The 11,809-nt window shown below is 55.6% G+C and carries 11 protein-coding genes; all 11 read left to right on the top strand.

Going from position 1 to position 11,809, the window contains the following annotated elements:
* A partial coding sequence (locus tag Q7O77_RS08455) for a hypothetical protein (protein ID WP_304165733.1) occupies positions 1 to 337 on the top strand: 337 nt, incomplete at its 5' end.
* 677 nt (positions 338 to 1,014) lie between these two features.
* A complete protein-coding gene (gene tssB / locus Q7O77_RS08450) occupies positions 1,015 to 1,518 on the top strand; it encodes a type VI secretion system contractile sheath small subunit (RefSeq protein WP_085652788.1) in 504 nt (167 codons plus the stop codon).
* A 30-nt stretch (positions 1,519 to 1,548) separates the two neighbouring features.
* A complete protein-coding gene (gene tssC / locus Q7O77_RS08445) occupies positions 1,549 to 3,027 on the top strand; it encodes a type VI secretion system contractile sheath large subunit (protein ID WP_304165730.1) in 1,479 nt (492 codons plus the stop codon).
* Between the two features lie 6 nt (positions 3,028 to 3,033).
* Positions 3,034 to 3,468, top strand: coding sequence for a type VI secretion system baseplate subunit TssE (tssE, locus tag Q7O77_RS08440; RefSeq protein WP_085652790.1), 435 nt, complete (start codon positions 3,034 to 3,036; stop codon positions 3,466 to 3,468).
* A gap of 2 nt (positions 3,469 to 3,470) precedes the next feature.
* Positions 3,471 to 5,237, top strand: coding sequence for a type VI secretion system baseplate subunit TssF (gene tssF, locus Q7O77_RS08435; protein ID WP_085689318.1), 1,767 nt, complete (start codon positions 3,471 to 3,473; stop codon positions 5,235 to 5,237).
* Entirely contained in the window at positions 5,201 to 6,199 is a 999-nt protein-coding gene (tssG, locus tag Q7O77_RS08430; protein WP_304165725.1) for a type VI secretion system baseplate subunit TssG, read from the top strand. The genes tssF and tssG overlap by 37 nt, the downstream gene beginning before the upstream one ends.
* 2 nt (positions 6,200 to 6,201) lie before the next feature.
* Entirely contained in the window at positions 6,202 to 7,443 is a 1,242-nt protein-coding gene (tagH, locus tag Q7O77_RS08425) for a type VI secretion system-associated FHA domain protein TagH (RefSeq protein WP_304165723.1), read from the top strand.
* Entirely contained in the window at positions 7,443 to 7,958 is a 516-nt protein-coding gene (gene tssJ / locus Q7O77_RS08420; RefSeq protein ID WP_304165722.1) for a type VI secretion system lipoprotein TssJ, read from the top strand. The genes tagH and tssJ overlap by 1 nt, the downstream gene beginning before the upstream one ends.
* 2 nt (positions 7,959 to 7,960) lie before the next feature.
* Positions 7,961 to 9,295, top strand: a complete 1,335-nt coding sequence (gene tssK / locus Q7O77_RS08415; RefSeq protein WP_304165719.1) for a type VI secretion system baseplate subunit TssK — start codon at positions 7,961 to 7,963, stop codon at positions 9,293 to 9,295.
* 19 nt (positions 9,296 to 9,314) lie between these two features.
* On the top strand, positions 9,315 to 10,091 hold the full coding sequence (gene icmH / locus Q7O77_RS08410) for a type IVB secretion system protein IcmH/DotU (RefSeq protein ID WP_304165717.1): 777 nt from the start codon (positions 9,315 to 9,317) through the stop codon (positions 10,089 to 10,091).
* Positions 10,092 to 10,107: 16 nt separating this feature from the next.
* Positions 10,108 to 11,809, top strand: a 1,702-nt coding sequence (locus tag Q7O77_RS08405; RefSeq protein WP_304165714.1) for an AAA family ATPase, incomplete at its 3' end; no start/stop codon positions are given.

Raw genomic sequence — 11,809 nt, 5'->3', positions numbered from 1 at the left:
CGACATTATCTCATCGTTTGATTTTACACCGTTCTGTTTTTTGTTTTTATACAGACAAGTTATCAGTCCCAAAAACTTTATTTATCCAAAATTGCGAACATATCGTATGGTCTTATCTAATCTGTTGTTCCCTAATGGTATTAAAATAACTGAGCTTTATAGGACGGGGATTAGGGCCGTACTAAGTAATATTGTCAGGACATTATCGGTTTTCGATGATTTATTGACGCTTTGTTATTCTCTTGAAGTGAGTGATAGAGATGTTAATGGTGTTGCGAGGGATGCCGTGTTTAATAGAATAATTAAGCTTGGGAACTCAACTGGTATTATTAGATAACAATCATACAGGTGGGTGATCGTATTGGGTGAATTTGTCATTTTCATTTTTTTCATCTCATTCTGATGTTCTTTTGTAGCTGTTCGAGATCCTCCCGATAAAGTGCATGATGGTGCTCCAAACCTCGCTAAGAGGCGGTTAATGCTACTGTTTATGGCTCAATATGTTCATTTTTGTGTTATGTAACTTAGTGGTATTAGTTGTATATAAATAATAACCATAGTCATTATAACAAACTTAATTAAAGTTTAGGCCGCATTATTGTGGCTTTTTCTTATGTTTGAAAAACTTGGTTTTTTATTGATTTATTCACTTATTTGATTCTGAAATTCTTTTTATATCCATGATTTTATAGATGTTTTTATTTTAGCAATACAGAATAATATTATTATTGACCGCCTGTAACAGGTGTGTGTATCATCGCCTCGTCAGTATTTAGTTCTATACCGTTCAATTAACTCGAAGCTAACTGCTTTTTTACTATTTGGTAATGGATATACCAAGCGGAAGTAATATTGGTTATATCCAGTTACTTAGGTAATATCACCGGTCGATAAACGGAAAATAGTTTATTTTTCTTATCCGAACAGTGTTGTTCTAATTAACCTCGGACGTACCCTGGAAGGAATCGACCATGTTTTTTCTGGCCAGTCAGGGCCTAAACCTGGTATGCGAATATGGGAAAAGGAATTGACGGTGCATCAGTTGCACCAAAGGAACGCATCAATATCAAATATGTACCCGCAACTGGGGGACAGCAGAGCGAAATTGAACTGCCGCTGACCCTGATGGTCGTTGGTAATATGAAAGGTCGTACTGAAGAAACGCCGATCGAGGAGCGTTCTACCGTATCGATCGACAAGAACAATTTTTCTTCCGTCATGAAAGAATCCAAACTGGAACTCAATTTCAGCGTGCCTAATCGCCTGGAAGAAGAGAGCCAGGATGACCTGCCTGTAAAGCTGAACATCGAATCTCTAGCCGATTTCTCCCCCGATCGTATTGCTCAACAAGTGCCTGAATTGCAGAAGCTTTTAGATCTTCGTGAAGCACTGGTTGCGCTGAAGGGACCGCTTGGCAACATCCCTGCATTCCGTAATCGTCTGCAGGATCTGCTGGCCAGCGAAGATGCGCGGGAACAGCTGCTGAAAGAGCTGGATCTGGTGAAACCTGCTGAGTAATACGTTGGATTGACGAGAAGGGAAACAAACATGTCAGTAGTAGAAGAGAAAGTACAGGCGGGCGCAGAAAGTGCCGCTCCTTCCTTGCTTGATGAGATCATGGCCCAAGCCCGACTCACGCCTGTCGATGAAGGCTATAGCGTCGCCAAGCAGGGTATCGCCGCACTGATTTCAAATATTCTGGACAGTGGCGATACCAGCGAGCCGGTCAACAAGGCGCTGGTGGATAGCATGATCGTTGAGCTGGATAAAAAGCTCAGCAAGCAGGTCGATGTTATTTTGCACGCTGAGGAAGTTCAGGAACTGGAATCCTCCTGGCGTTCGCTGAAATTGATGGTTGATCGCACCGATTTCCGTGAAAACATCAAGATTCTATTGCTCCATGCCACCAAGCAGGAGCTGCTGGACGACTTTGAGTTCGCGCCTGAAATCACTCAGTCCGGTTTCTACAAGCACGTCTACTCAAGCGGTTACGGCCAGTTCGGCGGACAGCCGATCGGCGCGGTCATCGGTGACTATGCCTTCACGCAAAGTTCTCCGGATATCAAACTGTTGCAATACACGAGCGCAGTGGGCGCGATGGCCCATTCTCCGTTTATTTCATCGGTTGATCCGACGTTCTTCGGCGTGGATAGCTTCACTGAACTGCCGACGATCAAAGACCTTAAATCCGTCTTCGAAGGTCCGGCCTACACCAAGTGGCGCTCTCTGCGCGAATCTGAAGATTCCCGTTATCTGGGCCTGACCGCACCGCGTTTCCTGGCGCGTCTGCCGTACGACCCGGTAGAAAACCCGATCAAAGGGTTTAACTACAAAGAAGATATCAGCGTTGACCACGATCACTACCTGTGGGGCAACACGGCCTATCTGATGGGAACGGCGTTGACGGACAGCTTCGCGAAATATCGCTGGTGCCCGAACATCATCGGTCCGCAGAGCGGTGGCGCGATCACCGACCTGCCGGTACACGTTTATGAAGCGATGGGTCAGCTGCAGGCCAAGATCCCGACGGAAGTTCTGATCACCGATCGTCGCGAATACGAAATGGCAGAGGAAGGCTTCATCACTCTGACCATGCGTAAAGACAGTGATAATGCTGCATTTTTCTCTGCCAATTCGGTGCAAAAACCGAAGGTGTTCCCGAACACCAAAGAAGGGAAAGACGCGGAAACAAATTACAAATTGGGCACACAGCTCCCATACATGTTCATTATCAACCGTCTTGCTCACTACATCAAAGTGCTGCAGCGCGAACAGATTGGTTCCTGGAAAGAACGTCAGGATCTGGAACGTGAACTGAACGGCTGGATCAAACAGTACGTTGCCGATCAGGAAAACCCGCCGGCAGATGTTCGTAGCCGTCGCCCACTGCGTGCCGCTCAGATCAAGGTTCTGGATGTTGAAGGTGAACCGGGTTGGTATCAGGTCGCGATGTCCGTACGTCCTCATTTCAAGTATATGGGGGCGAATTTTGAACTGTCGTTGGTGGGACGTTTGGACAAGGAATAATCCCTGATGGCTTCTCTCTCTTCGTGGGATAGAGGGAGTGCCGCCAGCCTGTTCGATCGTATCCGGGGCGAAGAACGTCGCAGTTCTTCGCCTCAGGACGAGCTGGAGTGCCTGGTTGAGTCGGTGAAACGCAAACTCGACCAGGTGCTCAATACGCGTCCGGGAAGTTGTCGCAGTGCGCCTGATCTCGGCGTCATTGATTTTAATGACGCGACGCAGGGCGGAGCAGATATACGTGGTCGGATACGTGAGGCGATACGGCAATGCATTTGTCAGTACGAACCGCGCATTGTTCATGTCGAAGTCAGTTCCAACGACTATCAATCTAGCCCGCTCGAAATGGCGTTTCAGGTGACAGCTCACGTACGGTTGGAACAGTTGGAGCAGGTCACTTCCTTCAATATCCATATGGACAGTCACCGACATTATAGAATGACGTAACTATGCTTCTGGAACACTACTTCAGGGATGAAATAGCTTACCTGCGTCTGCAAGGACGCCAGTTTGCCGATGCCCACCCTGAACTTACCCGTTTTCTATCAGAACAAACCACCGATCCGGACGTCGAGAGGCTGCTGGAGGGTTTTGCGTTTCTGACGGGAAGTTTGCGGGCAAAAATTGAGGATGAATTTCCTGAATTGACCCACGGGCTGCTGGGCATGCTTTGGCCGAACTATCTGCGTCCGGTTCCCAGCATGACTATCATGCAGTTCTCAGTGATCCCTGGAGCCATTGCGCGACCGGCCTTAATCAGCCGCGGCTGTATGCTGGATAGCCAGCCAGTCGACGACGTCGTATGCCATTTCCAGACCTGTCATGACGCCTGGGTGTATCCTGCGGATATCCGCGACATCAGCGTACAAAGCGGTAATGACCTCTCCAAAATCAGCCTGGACTTCAATCTGCATGGGCCGATGCTGCTCAACGAACTGCAGTTGGACAAGCTGCGTTTTTATCTGGGAGGCGACAGCTATACCGCCTACGAGCTCTATTTCTGGCTCTCCAGCAAGCTCTCCCACATCGAGCTTGAAATCGATGGGAAACTCTTCAGACAAGAAGCCAGTACGTTAAAAACTATCGGCTTCGAACGGGAAGACGCACTGCTGCCTTATCCGAGCAACGTCTACTCCGGCTACCGTATTCTGCAGGAATTTTTCTGCTTCCCGGAAAGCTTCCTGTTCTTCCAGCTTTCCGGCGCCGACTGGCCGAACCAGCCGCTGTCGGTAACGGATTTCAAAATCCACTTCTGTTTTGCCTGCCCGCTGCCTGCGGAACTCAAAATCCGCCCTGACTCTTTCATGCTGAACTGCGTACCGGCGATCAACCTGTTCCAGCACGACAGCGAGCCGATCAACCTCAACGGCCGCCAGACGGAATATCCGCTCAAGGCCAGTTACCGACATGCGGACGCCTACGAGATTTTCTCGGTGGACAAAGTCGAAGGGTGGATCGAAGGGCACATGGGCCGCACGCGCGGCGAGCCGCGTCAGTATCAGCCGTTTGAAAGCTTCCAGCATCAGATCGAGCGTGCGAAGGGCCGCCTGGCGCTGTACTACCGCACCCGCGTGCGCGAAGCGGTCAGCGGCGACGGTTTCGAACATGCGTTGTCATTCGTGCGCGGCGATGAAACCGAAGCGGTCGATATGGATGAATCTATCTCGGTCTCGCTGACCTGTACCAACCGTTCCAAAGCGTCTCAACTGCCTGTCGGCGCGGTCTGCATGCCGACCGGCAGCTCGCCGTCGTTCGCGACGTTCAGAAATATTATCCGGCCGACCCGGCCGCTGCGTCCCGCGTTGGACGGCAGCCTGCACTGGACGCTGATCTCCAATCTGTCACTGAACTATGTCTCGCTGCTGCGTCGCGATGCGCTGGTGCAGATCCTGCGGACATATGACTTCCCGGCATTGCACGACAAACAGGCGGAGCAGGCGTCTCGTAAGCGTCTGGCCGGGATCGAGTCGATTGAAACCACGCCGATAGATCGGCTGATCCGCGGCATGCCGGTGCGTGGGCTGAAGTCGGTGCTGTCCGTGTATCAGTCCGCCTTTGCCAGCGAGGGCGAGCTGTATCTGTTCGGCACCGTACTGGCGCATTTCTTCTCGCTTTACGCCAGTGTTAACGCCTTCCATCTATTGGAAATCATCAACCTTGATAACAAGGAGCGCTACAAATGGCCAGTCCAGATAGGTCAGCACTCCATGATGTGATGTTTCGGGATGATGCGCCGCGCTTTAATTTTTTCCAGCTGGTTGAACTCGTCAACCGGCTGGAAGGCGTGGATCAGGAGCGGGGGCTGGACTACCGCCCCGAGCAGGAACGCATACGGTTCAAATCCACCGCGTCCTTAGGGTTCCACAGCAGCGATATACAAGGCATTACGCAGGACGAAACGCAGGGCCATGTGCTGGAAGTCGCGTTTATGGGGCTGCATGGCAGTCAGTCCCCGATGCCCGGCTACTACCTGGACGATCTGGCCTGGGAGTATGCGCAGGGCGAACAGAAGCTCGGCGCGTTTCTGGATTTCTTCCACCACCGTCTGCTGACGCTGCTGCACCGTATCTGGCGGAAATACCGCTACCACGTCCGTTTTCAGGATGAAGGGGAAGACGGCTTTTCGCGGCTGATGTTCGCGCTGGTGGGGCTGGGCAACGACGCCGTGCGCGAAAGCCTGCCGGTCAACCGGGCCAAAATGCTGTCGTACGCGGGCATGCTGGCGAGCCCGAGTCGCTCGCCGGAAGTGGTGGCTGGACTGGTCGCGCACTGTTTCGACCTGGAGATGGTCGATGTCATCGCCTGGCAGGCCCGCAAAGTGCCGATTCACGCGGATCAGCAAAATCGGTTGGGAATGGCCAACTCCATGATGGGCAATGACTTCGTCATTGGCGACAAGGTTAACGACTGCGCGGGCAAATTTTTGCTGAAAATCAACAATCTGAGCTTCGCGCAGTTTTTGCAGTTTCTGCCTAACGGCGAGCATTTTCAGCCTCTGGTGCGCTTCGTTTCTTTCATCCTGCGCGACCAGTGCGCGTGGGACTTGCGGCTGGGGTTTGGTTTGGGAGAAGCGAAAGGGCTTCGCCTGGGGCATGAGCAGAGCGCTCGTTTGGGATGGAGCAGCTTTCTCGGCGAGCCGCCGAGTGAGCCTGATGTGACTATTTGCGTGCAGGAGTAATCGTGAACGAACTCAATCAACAACTTTCTCTGGTTGTGCTGAACAGTGAGCAGCTGGAAGGCAACTCCCAGGTTCAATACCAGTTCCATCAAGGCGGCGGCACGCTGGGCTCCTCGGAGCAGGATAGTTGGAAACTGAAAGATCGGCTGGGCGCGGTGCTGCCTGAACATGCGCGCATCGAAATCCAGGACGGACGCTTTTGCCTGTGCGATCTCAGCGGCCAGACCTTTATCAACGGCGCGACGTCGCCCATTGGACGCTCAAGAAAAGTCTTTCTGGATCAGGGCGACGAACTGACGGTCGGGCCGTTCCGGCTGCGGGTATATCTGGGCAAAGTCAGCGCGGAACCGGAGCTGGCGCAGATCATCGGCAACCGCTCGGAGAATGAGCTGGATGACTGGCTCGCTCAGGAAAAGGCCACCGAAAATACCGCCGAACAGACGTCTTCGCCGTCTCCGGCCAGCGACCCGCTGCTGGCGCTGCAGCAGGAGCAAACCGGCGCAAACGCATTCCTTACTCAGGAGACGCGGGGAACACCCGAATTCTCCACCACGACTCGTGTTTCATCTACTTCTTCTTCAGCCGTTGAGGGCACCATGGACCAGGAATTTCTCGAGCTACCCGCTATTCAGGACCGTTTTGATTCGCTGACCGGTGGCGACAACATCGATCAAAATGCGCTGGCCCCGCTGATGCGCGGCCTCGGTCAGACGTTGAACATCGGCAACAATCAGCATCTCAGCAACTTCCTGGAAGAAATGGGAAAAACGCTGCGCGCCATGATTGAAGGGCTGTTGAAGCTGCAGGCCGATCAGGCGGCGCTGTCGGACAAACATCTGCGTCCGATTGAAGACAACCCGCTGCGCCTGAGTCTGGACTACCACGACACGCTGGCGCTGCTGTTCGCCGAAGAAAAAAGTCCGGTGCACCTGTCCGCGCCTGCCGCCGTCGACGAGGTCCTGCGCAACGTGCGTATTCACCACGTCGCCAACCAGCAGGCGATCGCGACCGCGCTGGACAGCATTTTGCAGGCGTTCTCGCCGGATGTTCTGCTCAAGCGCTTCGAACATTATCGCCGTTCCGGCGAGCAGAATCCGATGGATGACGGTTGGGCCTGGTCTATGTATCAGCACTACTTCCGCGAGCTGACGTCTGAACGCCAGCAGGGATTCCAGAAGCTGTTCCAGCAGGTGTATTCCCAGGCCTACGACCGCGTCGTCCGTGAGCAACAGGAGTTAATCTGATGCTGCGGACATTCTTGCTTTCCGGGGTATTACTGCTGCTTTCAGGCTGTACCACAATGGGCAAGATGGCTGACGTTGCGATGAACCCGGATATTCAGGTGGGGAGCAACGATAGCCAGCCCTCAACCGCCGGGTTCAGCCTGCTTGCCGAGCCGGACGTGAACCCCAACGAGAGTGGGGAAGCGGCGCCGATTGAGTTCCATATCGTCATGCTGTCGGAGGACTCCAAGCTGCTGGCGACGGACTACGACCAGGTGACGGCCGATTTGGAAAAATCGCTGGGCAAGAATTACATCGACCACCAGGACTACACCCTGCTGCCGGGACAGTTCAAGTATCTGCCGCCGGTCAAGCTGGATGAAAAGATCCGTTATATCGGCGTCGTTGCTCGCTATGCCGATCCCGACAGCGCCGAATGGCGCAAGGTCATCAAAGTGAAAAATACCGGACGGGCCTATCAGATTCTCGTGCATCTGCGTCTGGATGAAGTCGAACTCCAAAAAGAAGAAGAATAGCTATGTCGAGCCGAAATCGGATTATTTGGCGTGAAGGTTTATTCATCAAACCTCAGCATTTTCAACAGCAGCAAAGGCATACGGATTACACCCTGCATGCTCGCCTGAGCGCGATGGGCGATTTTTTCTATGGCCTCCAGTCGCTGACCATCAACGAAGAGTATCTGAACTTCGGGCGTATCGCGCTGGTGTCCGCCACCGGGATCATGCCGGATGGCACCGTCTTTAACATTCCGAGCGACGATGCGTTGCCGCAGCCGCTGGAGATCACCGATGCGTCGGTCGTCAACCAGAAGGTCTATCTGGCGATCCCGCTGTCCGTCAGCGGCGTGAGCGAGGTTAACCACAGCGGTCAGCAGGTCGCGACGCGGTTGCATGCGCACCGCCACGATGTGCGCGATCTGCACAGCGAAGGCGGCGATGTGGTGTCGCTGGAAGTGGGGCAGGTCAGCCTGCGCCTGATGCTGGAGCGCGACGACCGCAGCGCCTACGCCTCGCTGGCTATCGCCCAGATTCTGGATAAACGTCCGGACGGCGGCCTGGTGCTGGACCCGAACTTCATGCCGTGCAGCATCAGCATCTCCGCGATCCCGACGCTCAAACGCTTTCTCGGCGAGTCCGCCGGGCTGGTGGCCGAGCGCGCCCGCAGTCTGGCGCAGCGCATCGCCGCGCCGGGACAGCAGGGCGTCGCCGACGTCGCCGAATTCATGATGTTGCAGCTGCTCAACCGTGCGCAGCCGCTGCTGTCGCATCTGGCGCGAATGGGCACGCTGCATCCGGAGCGTCTGCATGAAGCGCTGGTACAGGTCTGCGGCGAACTGATGACGTTCACGGACGAATCCCGCCTGCCGCCGGAATTTCCCGCCTATCGCCACGACGACCAGCAGAGCAGCTTTGAGCCGCTGATGATGGCGTTCCGTCAGGCGCTGAGCACCGTGCTGTCGCCGCGCGCCGTTTCGCTACAGCTGCGTAAGCATCAGTACGGCGTGATGATCGCGATGGTCGGCGACAGCGAGCTGATGGCCAGCGCCGACTTCGTCCTGGCGGTACGCGCCAGAATGCCGCAGGAGCAGCTGCGCAAACAGCTGTTGCAGCAGACCAAAGTGGCGTCCAGCGACAAGATCCGCGAACTGATCAGCCTGCAGCTGCCGGGCGTGCCGCTGTTGCCGCTGCCGGTTGCGCCGCGTCAGCTGCCTTACCACGCCGGCTACAGCTATTTCCAGCTGGATCGGCAGAGCGCCGCCTGGCAGATGCTGGTGGGCGACAACACGCTGGCGTTTCATATTGCCGGGGACTTCCCGGATCTGGATATGCAGCTTTGGGCTATTCGTAGCTAATTACCGGGGGAAGAGCTAGATGACGATCGATGTTATCCGCAATGAGCTGCTGGGCGACCTATTGTACGACCACGCCCAACAGCTGGATATGGACTCAGACTATTGGTTTCGGCTACGCGGCCAGAGCATCAACCCCATGATTGACGCCGTGACGCCGCTGCTGGGCATGGTGGAACGCGTGCGACATCTGTCGGCGTACGACCAGGTGCCCGAGCTGTATCAGAAAGTGGTGTCGGAAATTCAGGCTATTGAGCAGGAACTGATCACGCACGGCTATGAAAACGGCGTCATTTTGTCGTTTCGTTACATTCTCTGCACCTATATCGATGAGGCCGTCATGGGCCGCGAGTGGGGCAGCCAGAGCGTATGGTCGGAGCATTCCCTGCTGACCCGTTTCCACAACGAAACCTGGGGCGGAGAGAAGGTGTTTGTCCTGCTTGGCAAGCTACAGACCGATCCGGCCCATTATCGGGACATTCTGGAGTTCATCTATCTCTGTCTGTGCCTGGGATTCGAGGGCCGCTACCGCGTAATGACGCAGGGCCGCGACGAATTCGAAGCGATTGTCCGCAAGCTGCACAAAATTCTGCATCCGGAACCGGCAGAAACGCCCTCTGTGTTCCATCTCGATCTGGGACAGCAGGCGTCCGGCTACCGGATGCGCAGGCAGATTTCGCTCTTCACGCTGTTCCTATGCGTCAGCGGGGTGTTAGCGGCGATCTTCGGTCTTTATCACTATCAGCTCAGCAATCAGACCCAGGACGTGCTTCGTCAGCTGGGGGAATTATTACAATAAGATAGGAGATCACACGTTGATTCGAATAGAACTGCCGGTGTTGGTTGAACGGCTCAATCCGATTTGTCGACACATGCTGGAAGAGGCTGCGGCCCTGTGTGTGAATTGCCAGGGCGCGGAAATCCGGGTCGAGCACCTGCTGCTGAAAATGTTGGACACGCCGCTCAGCGACGTGCGCCAGATCCTCAAGCGCGCCGAGGTGGATGTGGATGAGCTGACGCAGCTGCTCCAGCCGTCCGGCGTCGATAAAGAGTACGATCAGGGCTATCCCTCGTTCTCGCCGCTGCTGATTGAGTGGCTGCAGGACAGCTGGCTGCTGGCGTCCGCCGAGATGCAGCACGCGACGCTGCGCAGCGGCGTGCTGCTGCTGGTCCTGCTGATGACCCCCAATCGCTATCTCGCCGGTGCGGTCACGCGATCGCTGGCGAAGGTCAACCGGGAGCTGCTGCGTCAGCAGTTCGACGAGTGGGTGAAAGACTCCGCGGAAACGGAAGTGTCGTCGACGACCGCTGGCAACGCGGGCGGCGCGGCATCTGCGCCTCAGGGCGATGCGTCGCTGCTGGCTCGCTTTACCGACAACGTCACCGAACAGGCTCGCTCGGGCAAGCTGGACCCGGTGCTGTGCCGCGATAAAGAGATCGATCTGATGATCGATATCCTGTCGCGCCGTCGCAAGAACAACCCCATCGTGGTGGGGGAAGCGGGCGTCGGTAAAAGCGCGCTGATCGAAGGTCTGGCGCTGCGCATCGTAGCGGATCAGGTGCCTGAGAAAATGCGCAACGTTGAGCTGCTGTCGCTGGATTTAGGCGCGATGCAGGCGGGCGCCGCCGTGAAAGGCGAGTTCGAAAAACGATTCAAAGGCGTGATGCAGGAGGTGAAAACCTCGCCTCAGCCGATCATTCTGTTCATTGATGAAGCTCACACGCTGATCGGCGCGGGCAATCAGGCGGGCGGGCTGGACGTGTCCAACCTGATCAAACCGGCGCTGGCGCGCGGCGAACTACGCACCATCGCCGCAACCACCTGGAGCGAATACAAAAAATACGTCGAAAAAGACGCCGCGCTGTCGCGCCGTTTCCAGATGGTCAAAGTGGGCGAGCCGAACGCGGAAGAAGCCACCGTGATCCTGCGCGGTCTGCGCAGTATTTATGAGAAAGCGCACGGCGTTCTGATCGACGAAGCGGCGCTGCATGCCGCCGCTCAGCTGTCGTCGCGCTATATCTCGGGCCGTCAGCTGCCGGATAAAGCCATCGACGTGCTGGATACCGCCTGCGCGCGCGTCGCCATCAACCTGACCACGCCGCCGCGCGCTATCAGCCATTTGCAGAATCAGCTGCACCAGCGCGAGCAGGAAATTCTTCAGCTTGAGCGGCAGACCCGTATCGGTCTGGGCGACAACGCGGATCGACTGGCGTCGTTGCGCGAGGCTCAGCAGGCCGATGAAGCGTCGCTGACTGCGGCGAATACCGACTGGCAGGCCCAGCAGGCGTTGGTGAGTCAGGTGATTGAACTGCGCGCGGCGCTGCTGGCCGACGAGCTGGCGGATGAAGTGACGCTGGGCGAGGAAACTCTGTCGCTGGCGGACGCCGCACAGCGTTTGGCCGAGCGCGAACAGGCGCTGGCTGCCTTGCAGGAAGACGCTATTTTGGTCTCCGCGCACGTGGATAAATCACAGGTCGCCGCCGTGATCGCCGAGTGGACCGGCGTGCCGCTGAACC

It is taken from the genome of Lonsdalea britannica, from assembly GCF_946477055.1.
Classification (GTDB): Bacteria; Pseudomonadota; Gammaproteobacteria; order Enterobacterales; family Enterobacteriaceae; genus Lonsdalea; species Lonsdalea britannica_A.
Note: the sequence above shows the minus strand (reverse complement) of the source record. Positions and strands in the feature narration are given on the sequence as shown.

Excerpts from the sequence above, each read along its gene's own strand:
- tssF (WP_085689318.1), top strand. The coding sequence starts at position 3,471 with ATGCTTCTGGAACACTACTTCAGGGATGAAATAGCTTACCTGCGTCTG.
- tssC (WP_304165730.1), top strand. The coding sequence starts at position 1,549 with ATGTCAGTAGTAGAAGAGAAAGTACAGGCGGGCGCAGAAAGTGCCGCT.
- tssG (WP_304165725.1), top strand. The coding sequence starts at position 5,201 with ATGGCCAGTCCAGATAGGTCAGCACTCCATGATGTGATGTTTCGGGAT.
- tssJ (WP_304165722.1), top strand. The coding sequence starts at position 7,443 with ATGCTGCGGACATTCTTGCTTTCCGGGGTATTACTGCTGCTTTCAGGC.
- icmH (WP_304165717.1), top strand. The coding sequence starts at position 9,315 with ATGACGATCGATGTTATCCGCAATGAGCTGCTGGGCGACCTATTGTAC.
- tssB (WP_085652788.1), top strand. The coding sequence starts at position 1,015 with ATGGGAAAAGGAATTGACGGTGCATCAGTTGCACCAAAGGAACGCATC.
- tssK (WP_304165719.1), top strand. The coding sequence starts at position 7,961 with ATGTCGAGCCGAAATCGGATTATTTGGCGTGAAGGTTTATTCATCAAA.
- tssE (WP_085652790.1), top strand. The coding sequence starts at position 3,034 with ATGGCTTCTCTCTCTTCGTGGGATAGAGGGAGTGCCGCCAGCCTGTTC.